Origin of the sequence: Enterococcus sp. AZ194, assembly GCF_051713825.1 — a bacterium.
Lineage (GTDB): Bacteria > Bacillota > Bacilli > Lactobacillales > Enterococcaceae > Enterococcus_K.
Genome location: NZ_JBIOQR010000002.1, coordinates 61,385 through 83,861, shown reverse-complemented (window position 1 = coordinate 83,861; position 22,477 = coordinate 61,385). Strand labels below are relative to the sequence as shown.

18 protein-coding genes are annotated in these 22,477 nt (G+C 35.9%); 4 read left to right on the top strand and 14 right to left on the bottom strand.

Features of this window, described 5'->3' with window-relative positions:
- Positions 1-161 precede the first annotated feature (161 nt).
- From IGI37_RS18960 to IGI37_RS18950, 3 genes are all read left to right on the top strand, one after another.
- Positions 162-1,235 (top strand): GntR family transcriptional regulator, encoded by a 1,074-nt coding sequence (locus IGI37_RS18960; protein ID WP_438763760.1) that lies wholly within the window; start codon positions 162-164, stop codon positions 1,233-1,235.
- A 125-nt stretch (positions 1,236-1,360) separates the two neighbouring features.
- On the top strand, positions 1,361-2,755 hold the full coding sequence (locus IGI37_RS18955) for a glycoside hydrolase family 1 protein (protein WP_438763759.1): 1,395 nt from the start codon (positions 1,361-1,363) through the stop codon (positions 2,753-2,755).
- Complete coding sequence (locus IGI37_RS18950) at positions 2,736-3,095, top strand: hypothetical protein (RefSeq protein ID WP_438763758.1); 360 nt, start codon at positions 2,736-2,738, stop codon at positions 3,093-3,095. The genes IGI37_RS18955 and IGI37_RS18950 overlap by 20 nt, the downstream gene beginning before the upstream one ends.
- 81 nt (positions 3,096-3,176) lie before the next feature.
- Here the strand turns inward: IGI37_RS18950 and IGI37_RS18945 are convergent, their stop codons facing one another.
- The 3 genes from IGI37_RS18945 to IGI37_RS18935 form a co-directional block, all read right to left on the bottom strand.
- The gene (locus IGI37_RS18945; protein ID WP_438763757.1) at positions 3,177-4,370 is read right to left on the bottom strand and encodes an ATP-binding protein; all 1,194 of its coding nucleotides are present in this window, start codon (positions 4,368-4,370) and stop codon (positions 3,177-3,179) included.
- 248 nt (positions 4,371-4,618) lie between these two features.
- The gene (locus IGI37_RS18940; RefSeq protein ID WP_438763756.1) at positions 4,619-5,887 is read right to left on the bottom strand and encodes a DUF4352 domain-containing protein; all 1,269 of its coding nucleotides are present in this window, start codon (positions 5,885-5,887) and stop codon (positions 4,619-4,621) included.
- Between the two features lie 466 nt (positions 5,888-6,353).
- Entirely contained in the window at positions 6,354-6,959 is a 606-nt protein-coding gene (locus IGI37_RS18935; RefSeq protein ID WP_438763755.1) for a hypothetical protein, read from the bottom strand.
- 546 nt (positions 6,960-7,505) lie between these two features.
- On the opposite strand from IGI37_RS18935, the gene IGI37_RS18930 reads away from it, so the two are divergent.
- Entirely contained in the window at positions 7,506-8,750 is a 1,245-nt protein-coding gene (locus IGI37_RS18930; RefSeq protein WP_438763754.1) for a hypothetical protein, read from the top strand.
- A gap of 637 nt (positions 8,751-9,387) precedes the next feature.
- Here the strand turns inward: IGI37_RS18930 and IGI37_RS18925 are convergent.
- From IGI37_RS18925 to pgmB, 11 genes are all read right to left on the bottom strand, one after another.
- Positions 9,388-10,290, bottom strand: a complete 903-nt coding sequence (locus tag IGI37_RS18925) for a sensor histidine kinase (protein WP_438763753.1) — start codon at positions 10,288-10,290, stop codon at positions 9,388-9,390.
- A 106-nt stretch (positions 10,291-10,396) separates the two neighbouring features.
- Positions 10,397-11,212, bottom strand: a complete 816-nt coding sequence (locus tag IGI37_RS18920; protein ID WP_438763752.1) for a hypothetical protein — start codon at positions 11,210-11,212, stop codon at positions 10,397-10,399.
- Entirely contained in the window at positions 11,205-12,122 is a 918-nt protein-coding gene (locus IGI37_RS18915; protein ID WP_438763751.1) for an ATP-binding cassette domain-containing protein, read from the bottom strand. Before IGI37_RS18915 ends, IGI37_RS18920 begins: the two co-directional genes overlap by 8 nt.
- Positions 12,123-12,205: 83 nt before the next feature.
- Positions 12,206-12,871 carry a response regulator transcription factor gene (locus IGI37_RS18910; RefSeq protein ID WP_438763750.1) on the bottom strand — a complete coding sequence of 222 codons (666 nt, stop codon included), beginning with the start codon at positions 12,869-12,871 and terminating at the stop codon, positions 12,206-12,208.
- A 370-nt stretch (positions 12,872-13,241) separates the two neighbouring features.
- Positions 13,242-13,730, bottom strand: a complete 489-nt coding sequence (locus tag IGI37_RS18905; protein ID WP_438763749.1) for a hypothetical protein — start codon at positions 13,728-13,730, stop codon at positions 13,242-13,244.
- 550 nt (positions 13,731-14,280) lie between these two features.
- Complete coding sequence (locus IGI37_RS18900) at positions 14,281-16,260, bottom strand: glycoside hydrolase family 65 protein (RefSeq protein ID WP_438763748.1); 1,980 nt, start codon at positions 16,258-16,260, stop codon at positions 14,281-14,283.
- Positions 16,261-16,364: 104 nt separating this feature from the next.
- The gene (locus tag IGI37_RS18895; protein ID WP_438763747.1) at positions 16,365-17,201 is read right to left on the bottom strand and encodes a carbohydrate ABC transporter permease; all 837 of its coding nucleotides are present in this window, start codon (positions 17,199-17,201) and stop codon (positions 16,365-16,367) included.
- On the bottom strand, positions 17,201-18,061 hold the full coding sequence (locus IGI37_RS18890) for a carbohydrate ABC transporter permease (RefSeq protein ID WP_438763805.1): 861 nt from the start codon (positions 18,059-18,061) through the stop codon (positions 17,201-17,203). The genes IGI37_RS18895 and IGI37_RS18890 overlap by 1 nt, the downstream gene beginning before the upstream one ends.
- 127 nt (positions 18,062-18,188) lie before the next feature.
- A complete protein-coding gene (locus IGI37_RS18885) occupies positions 18,189-19,463 on the bottom strand; it encodes a sugar ABC transporter substrate-binding protein (protein WP_438763746.1) in 1,275 nt (424 codons plus the stop codon).
- A gap of 10 nt (positions 19,464-19,473) precedes the next feature.
- Positions 19,474-21,774 carry a glycoside hydrolase family 65 protein gene (locus IGI37_RS18880; protein ID WP_438763804.1) on the bottom strand — a complete coding sequence of 767 codons (2,301 nt, stop codon included), beginning with the start codon at positions 21,772-21,774 and terminating at the stop codon, positions 19,474-19,476.
- Positions 21,775-21,798: 24 nt separating this feature from the next.
- A complete protein-coding gene (gene pgmB, locus IGI37_RS18875) occupies positions 21,799-22,461 on the bottom strand; it encodes a beta-phosphoglucomutase (protein WP_438763745.1) in 663 nt (220 codons plus the stop codon).
- Positions 22,462-22,477: the final 16 nt, after the last annotated feature.

Sequence of the window (22,477 nt, the reverse complement as noted above, 5' to 3'; positions counted from 1 at the left end):
TATATCAAAACACAATTAGTTAGTCAATATATTATTTATATATAATTATACTATTTAAAAATAAAGATCACGAAAAACCTTGATTAACCAGAAGCTATTTGCAGTTTTCACATAAATAGAATAATATACTATATAGGTAGACGAAATTAGGAGTGATAAAAATGAGTACACCACTTTATGAAAAAATATATAAAGATATCAAACAAAAAATAGTCTCCGGAGAGTACCCTAAAAAGTTCCTCCTCCCTTCTGAGAAAGCACTGGCCAAGGCTTATAATGTAAGTACCATCACAACCAAACGTGCTTTAGCCATTCTAGTAGAAGAAGGCTATATTACAAGAAAAAAAGGCCGAGGAACCTTCGTTAACGAAGTTCCTACCCCCGCTAGTTCAACAGAAATAAAACCTTATTCAATCGGTGTTATCTTATCTGAGATTACCGCGCATTACGGGATTGAGTTATTAAACTCTATAGAAAGCACTCTGTCAAAAAAAGCAAATATGATTCTTAAAATAAGCCATGAGAAAGATATTCTTGAAGAAAAAGCTGTCAACGATTTAATCGAAGCTCAGGTGGACGGAATCGTTGTTCTCCCACGTGTCGGAGATTTGGTGAACAAAGAACTTGTTCACTTGGCCGTCAGTGACTTCCCAATCGTTATGATTGATCGAACCATCCAAGTTTTGCAACAGCCATCCGTCGTAACCGACAACACCACGGCTATCTACACTGCGTTACAACATTTTATAGCCCACGGGCACGAAACAATTTCGATCATGTTTTCTCAACTGAACGATAATGTTGCACAAGAACGATTGCAAGCAGTCACACAATTTGGTTTTGATACAGGTATTCAGTTTTCAAAAAAATATTTCTTATCTGATCTATCGACTAGCGGTCCTACAATTTCTGATAAAGATGTCCAAAAGGTCAAAGAACACTTGCTGAAATATCCTGAGATCACAGCTATCCTTGCTCTAAACTACACGATTGCCAACATCATCCGTATAGCAGCCGAACAGATTGGTAGAAAAATTGGCAAAGACTTGTCAATCATTTGTTTCGATTCTCCCTTTGTTCAATATGGGATACCAGAGTTTACACATATCAAACAAAATGAAACACTCGTTGGAAAACAAGCAGTTGAATTGTTATTCCAATTACTGGAAGGAACGGCAAAAGAGAAGAACTTCAAGATAGATGCCCAACTGATTGAAGGATTATCTACTTATTAAGTGTTATTTCTCAATCGAATTAAAAAGTTTTATTCTAACTACACATTGCGAACAACCTCCATATAGTATATTATATGCATAATATTATAAAAAAGAAATTTTATTATTTTGGAGGATGGATGTTTATGAGTAAAATGACAAAAATTCAATTTCCTGAGAACTTTTTATGGGGCGCAGCCTCTGCTGCCTATCAAATCGAAGGAGCGTGGAATCTCGAAGGGAAAGGGGAATCAATTTGGGATGAGTTTGTAAAAACACCTGGAAATACCTTTAAGGATACCACTGGTGAAATCGCCGTGGATCACTATCATCGTTTCAAAGAAGATATCCAGTTAATGGCTGAACAAGGATTAAAAGCCTATCGTTTTTCTATTTCATGGAGTCGGGTGTTTCCTGATGGAGCAGGCAAAGTAAATGATCAAGGACTTGCTTTTTATGATGAACTAATTCGCGAGCTCTTACACTACCACATTGAACCCATTGTGACACTTTATCATTGGGACCTTCCTCTAGCGTTACAAAAAAAATATGGAGGTTGGTTATCTAAAGAAATTGTCACGGATTTTACTAACTATGCTGAGTTACTGTTCAAACGTTATAATAAGCAGGTTCGCTACTGGGTGACTATCAATGAACAAAATGTCTTTATTCCAGCAGGTTACTCCTTGGCGGAACATCCTCCTGGCGAAAAAAATGATAAACACATGTATTTAGCCAATCATCATGTAAATCTAGCTAATGCTAGCATGATTCAATTATTTAAAAAATTAGATATTGAAGGAAAAATCGGACCAAGCTTTGCCTATACCCCGATATATTACGGAAACCCTAATCCAGAAAATGTCTTGGAGCAGCATAAAAAACAACTGCTTAATAACAATTTTTGGTTAGATGTTTATGTGTATGGTAGATATCCTGTCTATGCGAAAAAAATGCTAGAGAGCCAAGGTCTATTCCCGGACATTTCTACCGAGGATTACCAATTGCTTCAGTCAGCAAAACCTGATTTTATCGGAGTAAACTACTATCGAAGCTCTACGATTATCAAGGCTGAAGATCCTCAGCAATCTGTTACTACAGTCCGTGTAAAAAATGAATTTCTGGAACGAACCGATTGGGATTGGGATATTGATTCCACAGGTTTATCTATCAGCTTATTAGAGATGTACACCCAATATAACTTACCTATTTTTATCACTGAAAACGGCTTAGGGGCCTATGATGTACTAACAGAATCATTCAAGATTCATGACTCGTATCGAATTAACTATCTTGCCTCACATATGTTGGCGATCAATGAGGCCATCGACCTAGGCGTTGAAGTTCTTGGTTATACAGCTTGGTCATTTACTGACTTACTAAGTTGGTTAAACGGCTATCAAAAACGGTATGGCTTCGTTTATGTGGATAGAGATGAATATAGTGGAAGTTTAAATCGTTTTAAAAAAGATAGCTACTATTGGTACAAAAAAATTATGGAAACAAATGGTCAGAGTCTCTATGAAAAGCAGGAGAAATGAAGCAAAAGAAAAAGATAATGATGATTACACTGTAACGATTGATATAGAGCCACTAATTGTTTTTGATACCTATCAAGCAGATCTAGAGAAATTTCAAGGAGAGTTAATGAAGAGAGTCTTATCAAGTGGAGAAGCTTCTAGTGATGAGGATATAACTACACAAGTGTTTGATGAAATTTATGGACTTCTTAATAAAAAAATAAAAACACCTACTTATGGTGAAAAAAGTTCTGTTGAGATAACTGTTAAGAAAAATGACAATAATACCTATAAAATCTCAGATTCGGATTCGACTAAAATTGAGCAAAAGCTTTTTGACTCAGAAAATGCGGTATTCTAAAAAATGTATACGCGAGAAGAGATAAAAAACTTGTGAGCCAGTCAGATAACAAATAACTGGCATCACAAGTTTTTTTAGCTCTTACTCCTCTAATAACCAATCAACAATATAGATAATAGGAATGCCATCAATTTTTTCTACCTCGTGATAACGCCCCGTAATCACAATCTTTTGATAGTTATCCTTAATATTAAGTAAGTTATCTGTCTCATGCGTATTTTTAGGAAGCTCATACGTTACTTGGACATAAATAACATCATCTAGCTTTCGAGCGACAAAATCAATTTCTCTCTTATCTAATTTTCCAACATCTACTGTATATCCTCTTCGTAAAAGCTCAATATAGACAATATTCTCTAGTCGATTACTGTAGTTCCCCTCCTTTTTCCCAACTGCATTTCTTCTTAGCCCTGTATCAACAATAAAATATTTGCCATTGGTTCTCAAATATTCACGCCCACGAATATCATATTGTTTAGTTCGATAGAATAGATAACCATTTTCAAGCAAATCTAAATAACGACTTACTGTATGGCTGCTTGTTTCAACACCTTCGCTTCTTAAAGTATTTACAATTTTAGACGTATTAACTAACTGTCCTACATTATCTGCTAAAAAAGCAATCATCAATTTTAAAACAGTCGAATCTTTTATTCCAGACCTCATAGCCACATCATTTAAAACAATCGTATCAAAAATTCCTGAGAGAATCGTATCCTTGATTGATTTTTCTGCAATCACCACACTAGGGAATCCTCCATACTTTTCATATTCATCGTACGCACGATCAACGTCTCTTGAAGTCGATTCAATTTTTTTAGCACTCAAAAACTCTCGGAATGAAAGTGGATAAATAGGAATTTCAATATAGCGACCACTTAGTAGTGTGGCAAGCTCCCCTGAAAGCATATTTGCATTTGATCCGGTAATAACAATATCGCTAGGGAAACTAACTCTGACACCGTTAATTACTCGTTGCCAACCTTCAACTACTTGAATCTCATCAAATAATAAATAGACCTTCTGATTGTCTTTAGGAAGCAACTCTTCTAATTTTTCTCGAAATTTTTCTTCTGTCGTAATCGTTTGGTACTCAAAACTTTCAAAATTCATATAAACAATATGGTCCTCAGGTACCTTTTCTTGTAGCAAGTATTCCCGAAACAACATGAGAAGGACTGATTTCCCAGAACGTCGGACCCCTGTAATTACTTTTATAAAATCAGTATCTTTAAATTGAATCAACTGCTTTAGATAGTTTGGTCGTTGAAACATAACAAACCCCTCCTATAAACAAACTTCAAATCTCTTTAAATTCTATCATTTTTTGAAGTTAACTTCAAATTTATATTTATTTATCTGAAATTTGAAGTTTTTATATAAAATTAGTGAATCATTGTATTAAATAAAAAGAATCCTCCCATCAGACCGCTGTCAGCATCTGATAGAAGGATTCTCAGTTTTCTTGTCACTCATAAAAAAACAAATAGTATTTTCCGATTGTGAATCAATCACTGACTTGTTTAGTTTAAAGTAAAGAGAAGATCCCCTAATTTAGTTATACGAGAGAACTCTGTATTATAGATATTTACATCTAACACATAGTCTTGATCCTTGTACAGTTTATCATAAGATTCTTTGTCCATCGTAAAGACGACATACTTCGTTGCTTCTTGGCCTTTTTCAACTTTCTCAGCTCCAGAATTAACTTGCAACATATTTTCACTCATTGTTTTCGTTGAACCACCAACTGTTAATGTAGCAGAGGTACTATCAACATTTAGCGCTTCATTTCCTTCATTTTTTACAGTAATTTTAGCCGTTAATACTACCACTCCACTATCAAAATTAGAGAATCTTGACGCCTGGTCTTCATTTGGTTCAAAGCTTGCAACTTGATAACCATCGACAGTAACACTGACTTCTTCAAACTTCTCCGTCTTGTTTACTTCTTTTTCATCAAGCATTGTTTTTGTTCCCATGTTCTCAGCTGTTATTTTATCTTCATAGAACGCCCCAGCTTCTTTTTTGCTATTCTCTCCACTTCCAGATAAAGCAATCGTTTCTTTTCTAGGCTCAACCACTGCATCGGCTTTACTGAAACTATCAGGCTTACTATAGATTCCTGATAGTTCTAACTCTCCCATTCCAGTTGCGGCAATTTTTTCCATAGCTTCAGGTTTAATAGGTAAAGCTACATATCCAGAAAAGCTTTCATTAGGTTTAATTTCGTTTTTTACAGAAACCAACTCACTGACCAAGTCTCCATCTAATAAACTATCATTTCTACCTATTGAAGAAGAAAATCCAGTGACTGACATATAAAACCCTGGACCTGCATAAACACTTTTATCACTTTTATTTTCATATGTAGCAGAGATAAGTAAAATGCCTCCCTCTTTCACTTGATCCCCGAAAGGTGTACGAAGATTTCTAGACACATCTTCTACTTTAATATATTGGTAGCCATTAATAGTTAGACCTACTTGATCATTTTTATTCGTAATTGTTTCATTATGTTCAAATAGCGTCGACATTTTTTTCGCTTCTGTTACTTCTTTCAGCTTTTCTTGAGCATCTGCCCAATCACCCACTGATTCTGATGTGTTAGGAGCTTCTGAATCAGAGCTTTCTGTAGACTTAGCAGTAGATTCCACCGTGCTTTCAGCAGTTGAACTACTTGCAGAAATCTTTGTCTCACTACTTTCAGTTTTTTTTCCTTCTTCTTTTCCACACGCACTAAGTCCTAATAAAGCAACTGCCGCTAAAGAGGTTAGTATAATTTTTTTCATTGTATTCCTACTTTCTTTCCGTGTCGTACATAAATAAAATTCATAATAAAATAAATGTACGCAAATTTATTATAACGCAAAAATAAATAACATTAAACATTTTATGGGGATTTTGTTATTTTTAGATGGGGTTGGGACAAAAGCATTTCACTCTGAGAACCAAAGTAGGTACTGTTACTGTTCTACATCAACTCATACTTCGTTGTGTTTCTCAGCACCAGTTAGGTACTGTTCTACATCTATTTACTTTGTAAATAGTGTTTCTCAGCAATTTCAGCTTATTTTCCGAACCTTCAACTCTCGCATGTCTCATGCGTAGAAGCTGTTGAGAGCAGAACGCAGTCCATCTGGAGTTGCTTCTGTATCCACCATTTATTCAAATAAAGAGAGGCCAGAACATAACTTATAAAGTTATGTCCCAACCTCCTTAAAACTTTATATAGGCTCATTTTATTTGGGTATCCGCCTATACATATGAATTGCGCTGTTTCCGTAACTCTCTACGACTTATTTGCATCATAGATTCGTGGTTTTCTTCTTTTTTTACCTTTTTTCTTCGTTTTTTCACTCGTTTTCTTCGTTTAGATAACTGTTTATCATTGATAAAGTCTTTAATTTCAACTTTTTTGTGATGCGCCAGTCGCTCTTCTATACAAAAAATTAAGGAATCAACAATATGTTTATTTTCTAACACATAACTCAAGTTAAGAAGAAACTCTCTCTGTGAAGTCGAATACTTTTTGAACGGAACCAGTTTGTTTCCTTTACGCTGAAATTCTCTATACCCTCGATAGCGGCGTCCTTCTAGCTCACCACTCTTTGTTATCCATAAATACGAGGAAGCGCTTGTGTCCACATACTCTTGTAATAAAATTAAACATTCTTTCCCATATAAATTATCCCAGGGGATATTGTTTTCTCTCATAAACCGTTTTATATGTTTTATATCTCTTAAAAAAATTGTAATTTTATCATTTAGAATTCTAAGTTCTCTCTTCGTTAATTGATACGTTTTATTATTATCAACAGAATCTGTTTTTAACGAATCCTCTATTTTTTTGTAATCAATCATTTTTTCTCCTGCTTCTATTCACGTAACTTTTAAAATACCCGACGTTATATTTAATATAATAACATGTTTAAATCACCAGTTAAACAAGAAAATGCATAGGACTATCAAACACATGAGCTGCTTTTTCATAAAATAGGAGAAAACAGCATTATATGCCTTTTCTTATATAAATATTTTACTATCTCCCCTACTACGTCGCATAAGAATAGCAAACAAATCATTTCCATTATCAAAACTCCTTGACCTTCTCTATAGCAAGTAGCTCTAAGTAAGCTATCCACAATACGACAGTCAGCCATGAAACAATCTTCACTTAAGAAAAAATCAGCTCATGAAAGGATACACTCTCACATACCTATCAAATAATTAGTTATTTTTTTGAAATATGAAAATAAATATTAAAAAATTTATCAAATTATGTAAATTCAGTAAGAATTAAGTGTAGATAATTGATATATATCAAAGAAAAGTGCAAACTGTACCTGAGGAATTGAAGTAATCAATTATCCTACGTTTATTAAAATTTCAATAGGAGATGTATTGGCCATGAAAAAACCTGTGTTTTCCAAAATTATAAAAATTTGGCTAGACTTAATAGGTATCGCATTATTACTCAGCATTTTCCCTACTAGTGCTAAAGCAGACAGTGATACCCAATTTTTGTCTACGAACGAAGCAGAGGAAAGTCGTCCTGTCACTCTAAATAACGAACTCTACCCATCAAACTTAAATATTACCAACTTTAAAGGAGACCAAGTAAATTCTGGCATTGTAAAAGTCACAAAGGGAAAAACTATTCAACTGAACTATCAGATTTCTTATTATGGGTCAGGAGATGTTTCTCTTCTTTCTGTTGCCGTCAGTCAGGTGTCTGGCCTATCTACTCAGGTGAACAATAACCAAGATGGAACAGGGACGATTTTTCTTACACCCGATGATCGTTTTGTTGATACCACAGTGACTTTTTCAGTCACCGGTGGAGCTTCCAACTACTCGCAAAGTATTTGGTTCGAATGTGTGCCAAGTAACGATAATGAAAACCTGCCGCCAATTACCATAACACCCGAAGAGCCAGCTAATCCACATACGAATACGCCAACTGAGCCAGTAGATCCACCCACGAACACACCGGAAGAACCTGTAGAACCGGATTTGAATACGCCAGTCGTTCCGATTAATCCAAACACAAATACTCCGGAAATGCCAGCTAATCCTAATGTCGATATACCAGAACAACCCATTAACCCAAATACAAAAACGCCAGCAATTCCGACTAATCCAAACACGAATACTCCGGAAATGCCAGCTGATCCTAATGTCGATATACCAGAACAACCCATTAACCCAAATACAAAAACGCCAGCAATTCCGACTAATCCAAACACGAATACTCCGGAAATGCCAGCTGATCCTAATGTCGATATACCAGAACAACCCATTAACCCAAATACAAAAACGCCAGTAATTCCGACTAATCCGAACACGAATACTCCGGAAATACCAGCTGAGCCACGAACAAATATGCCAAAAATTCCGATGAATCCAAAAGAACCTAATATAAATCTACCAGAAGCTTCTGATTCACCAACTGGAAGTTCAGCGAATAGCAGCCAAGCAAACGGTGGTGATAAGAATGTATTTACTAATATCTCTGCTCAAAAACAAAAACAACGTATACTACCCAAAACAGGGGATTACTCGTCATGGAGCGGCGCCCTTCTCCAACTAACAGGGCTTCTCCTTCTAATTGGGATTGTTTCAATATTCTATAGACGCCACTTAAGAAATTAAGCTAGACAACTAAAAAAGTCATTTGTGCTACACTCAAAATAGTTCCGACCAAAGAATTATTAGGGGTAAGTACAAATGACTTTTACACATCTAACACCCAATAAATTCCGCGATACTAGAAATGATTTAACTTAAACATTTTTTATTTCATAAACAGCCCGTTATTGCTAGAATAGTTGGAACTCTAATTCTAAGCATTTTACTTTGTTGCGTTCTTTATTTTTTTAGAAGAGAACAAAAGAATTTCGATAACAATACCAAATAATAACATCTAACCCTCTTTGGGTCTCTCATTCATTTCAAAAATAATCTACACATAGAAGATACGATTCCTATCTGTGTAATAGCGAATAGCCTTGACATTCTTCAAATTTCGCTCTCCAGCTCTTCTTGTAACACTGCTCTGTAAAATGATTGCTGGTGCTAGGATGATTTATTCCTAATCTTTTAATCAGCTTTCAATATTTTAACCAATGTCACTTTAGTATTTTCCCAACCTCTTCTGTATTACTTATTTAATCATTCACAAGCTGACTGTACCATCATTTTGCTAAATTTTTCAAATTTATATCACTGTAATTAGTAAGAAACAACCATTTTTACAGGTTTAGGTTTCATATAATTATTTTTTTATTTCCTAATCAATACATGGAAATAAAACGATTACTGTAAACGTCTTTTCGTCAATCATTAACTCAATCGTTCCTTGCATTTTTTTCACCAATTCCTTGGCAATAACCAACCCTAATCCTGTAGAATGACCCGTTCTCGATAAATCGGACATGTAAAAACGATCAAATAACTTTGCCTCATCCAAAGAATCCCCTGACTGAATAGCATTCTGACAAGAAAAAACAACTTGTTTATCCTCTTTTTGAAGGCTGACTTTAATATCACCTGCTCCATGTTCCAAACTATTTTTAAGGACGTTTGAGAAAATACGCGTAATTGCCGTTTCCTCTCCTTCAATAATAATCGGCTCATCACTAATATTAAGCTCAGGCTCAATATTTTTTTCCGAAAGGATTGGATAATATGTAAACAGCGTGGCAAACAATATCTGATTGATTTGAACTTCGCTCATCTGCAAATCATAATCATCATTTTGTAGCTTGGTATAGGTAAAAATCGCCTCTAACATCTCTGTTAAGGTAGTAATTCTGTTTTTAATATTCGCCACATAAACGTCCTGTTTCTCATGATCTTGACTTGTAACCAACAGCTGAAAATAGCCATCTAAAGAAGTCAAAGGTGTTCGAATATCATGTGCTAAATTGGTTATCGTCTCTTTAATCGCTTGCTCCTTTAAAATCAGTTGAACTTTTTCTTCCTTGTGTTGGACTAATTCTTGATTCAATAATATAATCAATTGATTAAACAATCTATTATCCATTTGTGAAGTCAGAAGCATATTGCTCTCATGCTTCTGAACAAATAATAGCTGCTCATTGATTTTTTTTAGTTGGAGACGATATTGAACCAATCGAAAAATAGATATTACGCTAATTAGAAGTAGTACACCTATTACTAGATTTGTCATTTATTTCCCTCCATTTAGCTAAATAAACATATTTTCTGGCTGTTTTTTCCTATCCTTCGTTACTTTACCAGATAGACCTTTATAATCACTACTCACAAAAAAATGTCTAAATATCACGTTTATTTTTAATTGATACACTCAATCCCACCGTAACAAGACAGTAAATCGCTGCTATCGCGAGTCCACCAATCAATTGACTCGTATTTGACTGAATAGATACTTGTGGGATTAACCCTGTCATCGTATAGTTTTCAATCGTAAAATTCGTTAATTTGAAAAGTGAAATTAACCATTTATCTAGTAGCTGATACAAGAATGAAAAAGCCCCAAAACATAACAAGATGCTAATTAATAAGCTAATCACTGGTTGCTTGATGAGGGTGATAATGAGTAGTAAGATTCCCGCAAAAGCTAAGTGAAAAAGGAATTGTAACCCCACCGCCATGATTAATCTTCCAACATTACCTATCACCACAGAATCATAAGAAATACCGCCAGCCAAAAATGAAACAACTATCCCGACGAAAAAACAAGCAAGTATAAAGACGGATTGACAAATAAATTTTGAAAAGAATAACCAGCCTCTTTTCTGAACTTGTCCAGCAATATTTTTAGAGAATCCCGAAGCTTCCTCGTGATTGATAAATAACACGCTAAAAATTGAAAGCATCAAGATAAAGCTTTTACTACCAGCAAATAATTGAAAAAAGTTTAGAAGCGTCATATTATCTGATAATAAACTCGCATTAAAGCCAATCCCTACCGAAGCCGTCGCAATTGGTCGTCCTTGTTGAACATCAAGCAATGTATCATGTGAATTCGTAATAAGGAAAATTAAAAATAACGCTAGCCCAATCAACGTATAGTAGGTACTTCTTGCATGAATCATTCGATAAATATCCATTTTTATAACATTAATCATGTGTGTTTCCTCCTGTCAACGATAAAAAGTAATCTTCTAACGAAATTTGAGACATATTGATTGAACGAACAGGCACACTTGCCTTCGCCAGTTCTAAATTAATTTCACTCACCTGATCAAACGCTTCATAAATTTGAATTGTTTCTTGATCCTCTACCTTATAATTTGAAATCCCCATCGAATCTAGTACTGTACAGCCAAGGCCAGTATTTTCTAAATGAATTTCAATATACGCGCGACATTCAGCCATGACTCTTTCATGAGGAACCTCTTTAATTAAGTGTCCTTGATGAATAAATCCATAATCTGTCGCCATTTTCTCCAACTCTTCTAAGATATGGCTCGAAATCATGATTGTAATATTTTTTTCTTTCGCCAATTTTACTAAAATCCGCCGAACTTCGACCATCCCTTGTGGATCTAAACCGTTTAAAGGTTCATCCAAAATCAATAAGTCTGGCTCACCAACTAAAGCCATAGCAATCCCTAGTCGCTGCTTCATTCCTAGAGAAAAACTTTTGACCTTTTTACTTCCTACATGCTCTAGACCAACCAATTGCAAAAGCTCTGTCACATATTCTTTCCCTTTTAAACCAATACAAATCTGTTTCAGATGAAGGTTGTCTGCAGCACTCATATCTCCATATAAACCAGGTGCTTCAATCAGCACACCAATTCGAGAAAATAAGGTATTCACTTTTGGCCCTGACTCACCAAATAATGAAATTTCTCCACTCGTTGGCGTTGCCAAGCCACTAATCATTCGCATTAGCGTGGTCTTACCAGCCCCATTTCGACCAACAAGCCCGTAGATACTACCTCGTTTGATATGAAGATTGACCTCTTGAATAGCAACTTGGTTTTTATACTTTTTGGTTAACTGATGTGTCTCTAATAAATATTCTTTCATTTTGTTTGACCTCCTTAAGTCACTTTCAGTCTACCGAACAAGCATAAACTCACCGCAAAGAGAAGGTAAAGAAAAGTTAAAGTTTAGTTTTTCAAAACAAAACCGACACCCCACACGGTTTTTATCCAGGTTTCATCAGTTTGTTCCTTAATTTTTTTTCGAATATTAGAGATATGAACGTTCACGGTCTTATTCTCTCCAATATAAAACTCATTCCAGGCATACTCATAGATTTCTTGTTTTGTAAAAATTTTACTCGGATGCCCAATTAAAAGCTCGATGATTTTAAATTCCTGATTCGTCAACAAAATAGGCGTCCCAGAAACAACCAGTGAGTTCCGATCTTTATCTATATATAAAGATTCAAACGAAGCTGTATTGGTCATCGGCTGCGGTACCCGTAGTTGAACATTAATCCGCGCAATTAACTCCTGTATATCAAACGGCTTCGTCATATAATCTGCCGCACCCATCGTTAACAAATTAACCTTCGACGACAAATCTTCAATTGCGGACAGGATAATAATCGGCGCACTTGTTTGTGTCGTTAAAATTGGCAAGAGCTCTTCTCCTCTTCTCCCAGGTAGCATGAGGTCAAGAATAATTAACTGAAACGAACTTTTCTCCAGTAGCAACAAAGCCTCTGTTCCAGAGAATGCTTGCGTGCATCGATGCCCTTCAATAGTTAAAGCTTCATTCATTAAATTATTGATATAAAGATCATCTTCCACAATTAAAATAGTTGCCATGACGTTCTTCCTACCCCCTACTTTTCCTTACACTAAAAACATAATTCTACCTGCTTTAGCAACACCTATTGCTAAATTGATTTCTAATTTAAGACGCTACTCTCTCATTTATTTCCATATTTTTTTTTGATTTTATATCACATCTCTTAGCTTTAGTATAAAGGACTTCAAATCTATTTAAAAGCTAGGAAAAATTTTTTAGACGAAAAAGGTTGCACTATTTAGCCGGATAAACGACCAGATAGCACAACCACTATGTAAAAAAACACTCATACGATGTACACGAACAGCGCCTGACTTGATTTAGCTAATTCGGAAGTATTTATCGTTCGATGCTTCACAAAATCAACCAAATTTTCTGTCAAACATTTTATTTATAACAATCAAATAGTATCCCTTGACAAATATTCTCTTCCAAATAACCTTTTTCATAAGCTGCTGTAAAAATCTGCTTCACTTTTTGGAAAACTCTTTGGACCTTCTCTTCAGAAAGCTCATAATCAGTTATCCAAGAATTCACCACACGTTGCATCATGCCTTGATCCAACTCCTTCAATAAACGATGACTTAAAATTGGGACAATGTAACGTTCGATAATTTGGTAGTCGATATAAGCTTTTTCCAATCCAAAATGCCTTTCCGCCTCTTCTAACCAGTGATTGGTCCACTGATACACTCGCGTAATAGGGATCGCTGCCTCTTTGGTCAGCTCCTTCAATTCCTCCATTACCTCATCAGGCTCCTCATTGAGTGCATAACTATAATAAATCGTGCCATCCGGATGGTTGCCCATTTTCCGATATCCCTCCCAAACACCATTCTTTCGTTGATAAATATTCATATGTTGCGATTTTGTCATTCAAACACCCTCTTCTTATCCTTCTTAATACGAGTGTATATTAGATAACATTCATCATCTTATTAAAATATTTTCTTATAAAAAAATATTTTGAAATAAGATGCGCCTAAACTTGTGCTTAAAAAAACATTCTTATCTCTACGGATGATCTATCCGCTCATATAAAAACATTCTTTCAGCTACTTTTTATATCTTGGAATTCCATACTTGCTACTATCGACCGCTCCTTTTTGATAAAGGATAGTTTCCATTTAATCTATTTTATTATCAGCGTAAGAGAGTGAACAAGCAGAAAGCCCCTCCCTGCAATCAAACATGATAAGGAAAAGCTCAGAACCAGTAATTTGTTCTTTTTTCAATATCTGTTGCTTGTTCCATAAGTGTTATGACTACTATTGCTGAAAAATCTGATCTAGCCAAAGATTAACTTTGAATACAGTTACATTGAAAAAAACAGATACTTGAGGTTAGGGCAGAATTTTACAAGCTTCAACCTCAAGACACTGACTATCTTTAAGAGTCTCAGCTTGAGGTTGTTCAACTATCTAGGTTATTGAATAACAAAGTGCTTCTTCTCACCGCGAATGGTTAGTGTAAAGCGCAAGGACTTAATTTCTTTTGGTAAATTATTCTTAACCTGTACTTCGTTTCCATCAAATGTTAATCCTGCGAACCCATAAATTAAGCCTAACCACGAACCACCCATGTTGGCCGCATGAATCCCATGACTCGCATTTCCTTGATGATCATCCATATCCATGATGGCAGATTCTTTAAAAAAATCATAGGCCAACGTATCACGACCTAAGTTGCTAGCTACAACGCCATAAACTGCTTTTGATAAAGAACTATCATGTGTGGTTAATGGTTCATAAAAGTCAAAATCTCGTTCTAGTTGTTCCATTGTTACTGCCGAGCTGTGAAGCATGTGTGCCAATAACGTATCCGCTTGTTTTAGCACTTGATGCTTGTAAATGACCATTGGATGATAATTTAATAACAGAGGATATTTATCCTTAGGTGTTGTCTCAAAATTCCATCTCTCTTTATCCATAAACGTATCATCTTGTTTGGTGATCTGTTTTACTTGATCAAACCCAAAATACATCTGATCTGCATAAGCTCGCCAAATTTTTGCTTCTTGCTCATTTTTTCCCATACGCTCTGCTAACTGACTAGCATAGTATAAATTATTTTGCGCCATCTTGTTCGTGTAATAATTATTATTTACTAATGCCGTATACTCGTCTGGTCCAGTCACCTCATGAATTTCAAAGCCTCTTACAGATAAAAAACCGTAGCTAACCCAAAATTTCGCTGTCTCAAAAATAATCTCGCTAACTTCTTCAATATAATCAATATCTCCTGTAACCTTTTCATATAACTCAAAGGAATAGGCAATATCTGCATTGATATGAATTTGAGCTGTTCCCGCAGGATAATAAGCCGAGGTTTCTTCTCCATTTATTGTCCGCCAAGCAAACAATGCTCCTTCGTATCCAAGTTCTTTCGCTCTATCTTGTGCTTTAGGCAAGATATTTTTACGATAGTTTAGTAAGCTTTTCGCAATTTCAGGCTGTGTATAGATAAAAAAAGGCAATAAGTAGATTTCTGTATCCCAAAAATAATGCCCTTCATATCCTTCTCCGGTCAGTCCTTTCGCACAAAAATTACTGATTCCATCACGACCAGCCGAGTTAAACAGATGGTAGAGATTCACCCGAATACCTTTTTGTAACCGTTGATCTCCTTCTATTTCAATATCTGAACTACGCCAAAACTCTTCAAAAATTTCGTTCTGTCTCTGCCTTAATTCCTCGTAGGTAGCTTCAGAAAATTCATTTGTGCGCGCTATTTGATAAAGCTGGATGAATGATCGAGTCTCTCCTTGGTCAAGTATAAAGGTCTCAGATAATGAATCAAATTTTACATAGATACTGAGTTGACTGTTAGGTGTCGTAAATTTGTTTCCCTCTTGAATCCAGTCAATACTCGCCTTTTTCACTCGAGGATCAAACTCCTGCGATTTTTCTGTACGAATCATCGTTGGTTTTTTACTGAGTTGAACTTCTCCAGAAAAATTCAGAGCTTTCACCTCGATTTTTTGTGCATAGATATTTCGATTGTCATGGCTAGAAAAACTTTCTAATGTATATTCAAGTTTTTTTCCATCACTTGTTTGATAGATAAAAGCTTCTTTAAGAACCCCTTGTTTCATATCTAATCGAAGATTTTGAGCGCTTAATGATAGGTTCTGCTCTCCATCAATCGCTAGTTTGATCTCTCGCAAATCAAATAAATTAACCATTGTCTGATGATTTTTAGCGTAGCCATATGCCATCTCGCCATAAATAATTTCATGTTCCTCATAAAAGCCATTCAAAAATGTCCCAGGGTTACTTTCCTTTTGTGGAATCGGTAAGCTCGCACGTACACCAATGACCCCATTTGCCTGAGCAAACAAGGTCTCGATATTTTGAACGGAGGTACTTCCCAAATCATCCAAAGTTAAAATAAAGTCTTCCGTCATCTGTTATTTATCTCCTCATACTATAGTTTGAAAATCGTCCTTTTTAACTAATTTCCTTATTTATAGATTCGTCTACTCTAAAAATTATTCGCAAAATATGCTCTTTATTTTTCTCCATCCATACGAACACCTTGGAGAAAATATTTATTAAAAATGATGTACAAAATAATAATGGGTACGATTGAGATAACACTAGCTGGCATAATCTGGTCCCAACGTTGACCGGCATTTTGAGATTTAAAGGTTTGTAGACCTAATGTTAATGTATATTTAGAGGGTGTTGTTAGATAAAGCATCGGTTTTAAGAACTCGTTCCAAAACCCCATAAACACAAAAACGGCTTGTGTAGAAATACTTGGTTTTGCTAAAGGCATAACTATTCTAAAGAACGTCCCTGTTCGAGACAAGCCATCAATCGTCGCTGCCTCCTCAATATCTTTCGGGAAACTCAAAAAGAATTGTCTCATCATAAAAATATTTCCGATATTTATTGCTGCTGGTAAAATTAATGCAGTAAAACTATCTTTCATGCCCAAGCTTGAGATAATGAGATAATTAGGGATTAAAAGGACTTGTGCTGGCACCATCATCATGGCTAACATGCCCCAATAAATTCGCTCCCGGCCTGGGAAATTGATGCGAGCTAACGCATACCCCGCCATCGTGTTCAAAAACAGGTTAATTGTAGTCCCGATAATCGACACAATTAACGAATTCATAAACCAACGTGAGAAGTTTTCGCTACGTCCTAAGATATATTCATAATTTGCAAATGTAAATTCTCCGCCAAAAATATTCATCCCACCCGCAACAATTTCCTTTAGTGGTTTAAAGCTTGCTGCGACAGCCCAGATAAATGGATAAAACGTTAGTAAAGCATAGGCAACCAGAATGACATACAACAAAACCTTCAACATCTGTTGTTTTTTTGTCTTTTTCATTATTTCCCTCCATTCAGCTTTTCAGCAATTCGGCTTACAGTAAAAATAATAATAGACAAGATAACTGCTAGCGCCGCTGCAAAGCCCATTGTCGGCATTTGTCCGAATGCATTTTGATAAATAAGAAGACTTAGCGTTAGTGTTGAATTGTTGGGTCCGCCACTTCCATTACTGAATATATAAGCTTGATCAAACATTTGAAACGTTCCGATAATCCCCGTCAATACCACATATGTAGTAATTGGACGTAAGTAAGGAATCGTGATAAATCGTAATTTGGCAAAGGCATTCGCACCATCAATTTCAGCTGCTTCATATAAAGAGTAAGGCAAATCAACTAGAGAGGCTAAATAAATAGTCATAAAATACGGCACCGTTGACCAAATATTCATTGCCATAATAACCTTTAAAGCATACTCGGGCTCTTGCAGAAAATTAATTGGCGTCGTATAAAAGCCTAAACTCATCAGAAAATCGTTGATAGGACCATTAATATTAAATAAGAACATAAAAATAATCGTCAATGCACTTGAACTAGTCAATGTTGGTAAAAAATAAATTAAACGAAATGCCTTTTTTCCTTTAACATCCCGACTAGCAAGAATATAAGCCATAATAAGTGCAATTAAGGTTTGAATAGGAACAACAAATAGAGCAAAAATAGCTGTGTTCTTTAATGCAACTAGACTTCTCGAATCTTTAAATATATTTAGGTAATTTTCAAAATTATTCCATGTATATTCACCTGTAAATAGATCAACCTTGTTGAAAGATAAATAAATTGCGAAAACAATAGAAATGACAAAGAAAACTAAAAGGATTAAAATCGTGGGTAAAATAAACGCATAGCCTTGCATCATTTCATTTATTTCTCGTTTAGATTTTTTTACTTTTGTACTCATATTTCCCTCCTTAGAATCATACTCTCTTATATGTGACAGCTTAAAAAGTAGGCAGGGACACAGTCACCGTCCCTGCCTGATTTTTTTACTCAGCCTTTTTAATGTCTTCCTGTGCTTGCTTATCAGCTTTTTTCATAGCTTCATCAAGCGTTGTTTTTCCTGAAGCCACATCTGGCCAATAGTTCATGTAGGCATTATTGATGGTTGTTAGACTTGTTCCTTTTTGCCATACGGTTGAATAATCAACCGCTTTTAAATGGACTTCTAGCTCCGTATTTTTACTGATTTTTGCTGTCCCAGCTACATCTTCGCGGGTTGGTAACGTACCTGTACCATCTACCCAGGTAGTCATTCCTTTTTCCCCTGTTGCATATTTAATCCACGCATTAGCTAAAGCAGAGTTTTTCGTACCTGCATATTTCCCCCACCCCACTGAGAACATCATGCCGCCTTCAGAGCCTTTATAAGTTTCCATCGGTGAAATTGAGAACTTAATGTCTGAAAATTCATCCTTTAGTGTTTGATACACCCAGTTTCCTTCATCCATCATAGCAATTTTCCCAGTACCAAAAGCTTCTCCGTTCCAACCGGCGCCAATTTCTTGAGGTGTTACAACCGCTTTTGTATCAATCAAATCTTTAAGAATAGATAAGTTGTCTACTACTTTACTATCTGATAAATTAGGCATCCCTTTGTCATCAATCGGTTGTGCGTCATCACGAGCAGCTAAGTGATACGAGCGAGAAAGCTCTGCAGTATAACTCATAGCTTTGACTTTACCGTCTCCGTATTTAGCATCTAATTTCTTTTGGAAATCTGGCAACCACTTCACAAGTTCTTCATAAGAAGTCGGAACAGATTCTGGATCAACGCCGACTTCTTCAAAAATACCCGTGTTTTTGTATAGTGCTAACGTTGAAAAATCTTTAGGAATTGCGAAAAGTTCATCCCCATCACTGAACGCTTTGGTTAAGTTTTCATAGTACTTATCAGCTTCAAACTCTTTTTTATCTAAAGGAGCTAAAGCTTTTTTACTTGCTAAGAATGGAAAATAAGAAGAGTCCACATAAAAAACATCAGGTGCTGTTTTGCCGATTAAATCGGTCTGAATTTGTGTATTATAATCAGTATATGTTTTCAAGCTAATTTCTGCGCCTGTTTCTTCTTCGAAATCCTTGATTAGAGACTTCAACGTTTTTTCTTCTGATTCGTTTCCACCCCAGACGCCTACTGTTAAAGTTTTGCCTTTAAAGTCTGTCTCATCTTTTCCGTCTGTTTTGTTTCCATTCCCACAGGCTACTAAACTAATGGAAGCGAATGCTAGTAACCCTACTGACAATATATTTTTCCAAGTTTTCATGATTTTCCTCCTACGATAAATGTAATGTATTTTGTAAACTATATTGTTGCCCATTTGATAAAAACGTAATTGCACGACCATTGTCTTCTTTAGAGAGCTCTACCCGATCTTTTGTTACCGTAACGGTAATTGACTCGCCCTGATAATCAAAGCCATAAGTCAAGTGACTCCACGCGCGAGGTAAATGAGGCTCAATTCGAAGCTGACCATTGATCATTCGAACACCACCATAACCAAACACAGTCATTTGCCAAATACCGCCAAGACTAGCTGCGTGAATACCATCATCTGATGACTTCATATATGCACCCATATCTATTGCGCGTGCTCTCTTGAAGAATTCATATGATTCCTCCAGCTTTCCAAGGTCTGCCGCAAGAATAGCATGCGTCGATAAGCTTAATGAACTATCATGGGTCGTTTTTGGTTCATAATAATCGAAGTTTTTAAGTTTCAACTCATGAGCAAACAACTCTTCAAACAAGTATAATAACAATAGAACGTCTGCTTGTTTGGTGATTTGCATATCATTGACTTGTTCCAAATTGTAATCATGGAATAAACCATCGACTCCATCCATTTTTTTATACTTCGCTAAATCCAGAATTTTTTTTCCTAAGTAAGAGTCATCTTGAGGAATAATTCCTTCTTCCGTAGGTTGTGGCAGTAAGATCTTTTCGACTTTTTCTGCCAACTCTTCTAATACTCTATCTAGGGCCAACTTCTGATTCAGTTTTTCGAAAAGCTCAGGATTTGTTTCTTTTAACTCTTTGGCAAGGTTAAGTGCATACCTAACATTCCAATGGGCCGTATAATTGGTATAGGCATTATTATTTACATGCTCTTTGTACTCATCTGGTCCAATTACATCGTTGATTTCATACCTATCTTTTTCTATGTTGTATTCCAATCGACTCCCCCAGAATTTGGCAGTATCAAATAGTATTTCATAGGCCTTTCCTTCTGCAAATTCTTGATCTCCAGTCACATCAATGTATTGTTTAACCCCAAAGGCAACATCACTTGTAATGTGTTGTTCGATAAACCCTGACCAGATTTTTGTGGACTGGCCTGTAACAATATCTGCCGCTCCCCACACAGGTGTCACCTCACCATCTGCGGGATTAGCAGCTTCCCATGGATATTGAGCTCCTTCATAACCATTCTCTTCTGCTTTCTTATGTGCTCCATCCAATCCTAAATAGCGGTAAGTCACTAAACTTTTTGCAATTTCAGGATGCGTGAAGTTGAAATAAGGCAACATAAAAATTTCTGTATCCCAAAATGTATGTCCTTTATACCCTTCTCCACTTAAGCCTTTTGCCCCAATATTCATTCGCTCATCATGCGCAGGCGTCATAATATGCAGATGGTATTTAGCAAAATGAATCGCTAACTGGTCTTCAAAGCTTTCAGATTCAATTAGAATCGGATGCTTTGCCCAAATTTTTGCCCACTCATTCGCAGATTCTTCTAACAATTGCTCAAACGATAACTCGGCCACTTCCTTCATTTCAGAGATCGCTACTTGACGCATGGCCTCAACCTCGTGTATAGAAAGATCATTATCGATCGAAGTGTAAATACTCATTCTTTTTTCAATTTCAGCAGATTCATTAGCTGGTAAATCGAAAAAATAATTCATAAATATTTGACGACGCCCCATTTCAATTCGTTCTTTTAAGTTTTCTACCTGTAGTTTATGCGTCACTGTAAAAACAAAATCAATCTGGCTTTCCATCGTTTGTGGCATCATTTGCATGAATTCCCCGTCAACCAACCCTTTTTGACCTTCATTAAAATGCTGACTACCAGAATTGGTTACTTGACCGTCTACTCCTGAGCGAATTTGAATCGCCATTGATTGGCTTGTCAAGTTTTTAATCTCTACATAACTTGATAAATAATGTCTTCTTGCTTTAGATACAAACCGTCGAAACGTAAACTGTAGCTTAATCTCACCTGTTGCCCATTCAAATTCACGAATCAGCTCACCCGTTTTCAAATTTAAACGTTTACTGTAATTGGCAACCTTTCCTTTTTCTAGTGAGAAGTTTTCTCCATTAATGATAAAATCCATCCACCAAACATCTGGAATATTCGGTAGCTCACTGACTTCATTTTCATCAAATTTATTAAATGTTCCTGCGATAAATGTATCCCGTCGTTCGTTTGTATAACGCTCTTCTGTCGCACTTCGACTTCCTAGATAACCATTTCCTAAAGCCATGATACTTTCTGTTTTTCCTAAGTATCGACTATCAAATCCAACTTCTTCTATTTGCCATAAATTTTCTTTACTGTAATTCATTCTTGCCAAACTGTATCCAACTTTCTATTTTTTATTCCAAATAGTTTCTAACTTATTCATCGTTAACTCACTTGTCTCTTTAACTACCGCAATATCTGTTCCTAATACTTTTGAATCGCCCACACCTACCGGCAAAGCGCCAGAAGCTTTTATAGCTTGAATTCCTGCTTGCGCATCCTCCACGCCAATTGCCTCGTGAATAGCAACACCCACTTCTTTTGCTGCGGCAAGAAAAATATCGGGTGCAGGTTTGCTCGCTGCAACTTTGCCGGGATCGGCAATCGCATCAAAATAACTTGTCAATTCCATCTGTTTTAAAAGGAACGGACCATTTTTTGAAGCAGAAGCCAAGGCAATCTTAATCTTGTTGGCTCTCAATGCTCTCAATAAACTCAAGATTCCTGGATAGACATCTTTGGGAGAGACTGCTTGAATCATCTCTACATAGTGTTTATTTTTTTTTGTAGCCAATGAGATAAATTCTTCTGGAGTAAACGCATCCTCTTTGTTACCTAGAGCTAGGATTCTTCGTAATGATTCCTCTCTAGAAACTCCTTTTAGTTGCTCATTAAATTCTCTGTCAATCGTAATCCCCAGCTCATCCGCTAACTTTTTCCAAGCCAAATAATGATACTCAGCAGTATCTGTAATGACACCGTCTAAATCAAATAGAACAGCTTTAAACATTTTTTTAACCTCTTTT

Bases quoted from the DNA above. Each gene is read 5' to 3' on its own strand.
- IGI37_RS18915 (WP_438763751.1), bottom strand. From the start codon at position 12,122: ATGAAAGAATATTTATTAGAGACACATCAGTTAACCAAAAAGTATAAA.
- IGI37_RS18930 (WP_438763754.1), top strand. From the start codon at position 7,506: ATGAAAAAACCTGTGTTTTCCAAAATTATAAAAATTTGGCTAGACTTA.
- IGI37_RS18880 (WP_438763804.1), bottom strand. From the start codon at position 21,774: ATGAATTACAGTAAAGAAAATTTATGGCAAATAGAAGAAGTTGGATTT.
- IGI37_RS18925 (WP_438763753.1), bottom strand. From the start codon at position 10,290: ATGACAAATCTAGTAATAGGTGTACTACTTCTAATTAGCGTAATATCT.
- IGI37_RS18910 (WP_438763750.1), bottom strand. From the start codon at position 12,871: ATGGCAACTATTTTAATTGTGGAAGATGATCTTTATATCAATAATTTA.
- IGI37_RS18885 (WP_438763746.1), bottom strand. From the start codon at position 19,463: ATGAAAACTTGGAAAAATATATTGTCAGTAGGGTTACTAGCATTCGCT.
- IGI37_RS18945 (WP_438763757.1), bottom strand. From the start codon at position 4,370: ATGTTTCAACGACCAAACTATCTAAAGCAGTTGATTCAATTTAAAGAT.
- IGI37_RS18920 (WP_438763752.1), bottom strand. From the start codon at position 11,212: ATGATTAATGTTATAAAAATGGATATTTATCGAATGATTCATGCAAGA.
- IGI37_RS18935 (WP_438763755.1), bottom strand. From the start codon at position 6,959: ATGATTGATTACAAAAAAATAGAGGATTCGTTAAAAACAGATTCTGTT.
- IGI37_RS18905 (WP_438763749.1), bottom strand. From the start codon at position 13,730: ATGACAAAATCGCAACATATGAATATTTATCAACGAAAGAATGGTGTT.
- IGI37_RS18960 (WP_438763760.1), top strand. From the start codon at position 162: ATGAGTACACCACTTTATGAAAAAATATATAAAGATATCAAACAAAAA.
- IGI37_RS18890 (WP_438763805.1), bottom strand. From the start codon at position 18,061: ATGATGCAAGGCTATGCGTTTATTTTACCCACGATTTTAATCCTTTTA.
- IGI37_RS18950 (WP_438763758.1), top strand. From the start codon at position 2,736: ATGAAAAGCAGGAGAAATGAAGCAAAAGAAAAAGATAATGATGATTAC.
- pgmB (WP_438763745.1), bottom strand. From the start codon at position 22,461: ATGTTTAAAGCTGTTCTATTTGATTTAGACGGTGTCATTACAGATACT.
- IGI37_RS18955 (WP_438763759.1), top strand. From the start codon at position 1,361: ATGAGTAAAATGACAAAAATTCAATTTCCTGAGAACTTTTTATGGGGC.
- IGI37_RS18895 (WP_438763747.1), bottom strand. From the start codon at position 17,201: ATGAAAAAGACAAAAAAACAACAGATGTTGAAGGTTTTGTTGTATGTC.
- IGI37_RS18940 (WP_438763756.1), bottom strand. From the start codon at position 5,887: ATGAAAAAAATTATACTAACCTCTTTAGCGGCAGTTGCTTTATTAGGA.
- IGI37_RS18900 (WP_438763748.1), bottom strand. From the start codon at position 16,260: ATGACGGAAGACTTTATTTTAACTTTGGATGATTTGGGAAGTACCTCC.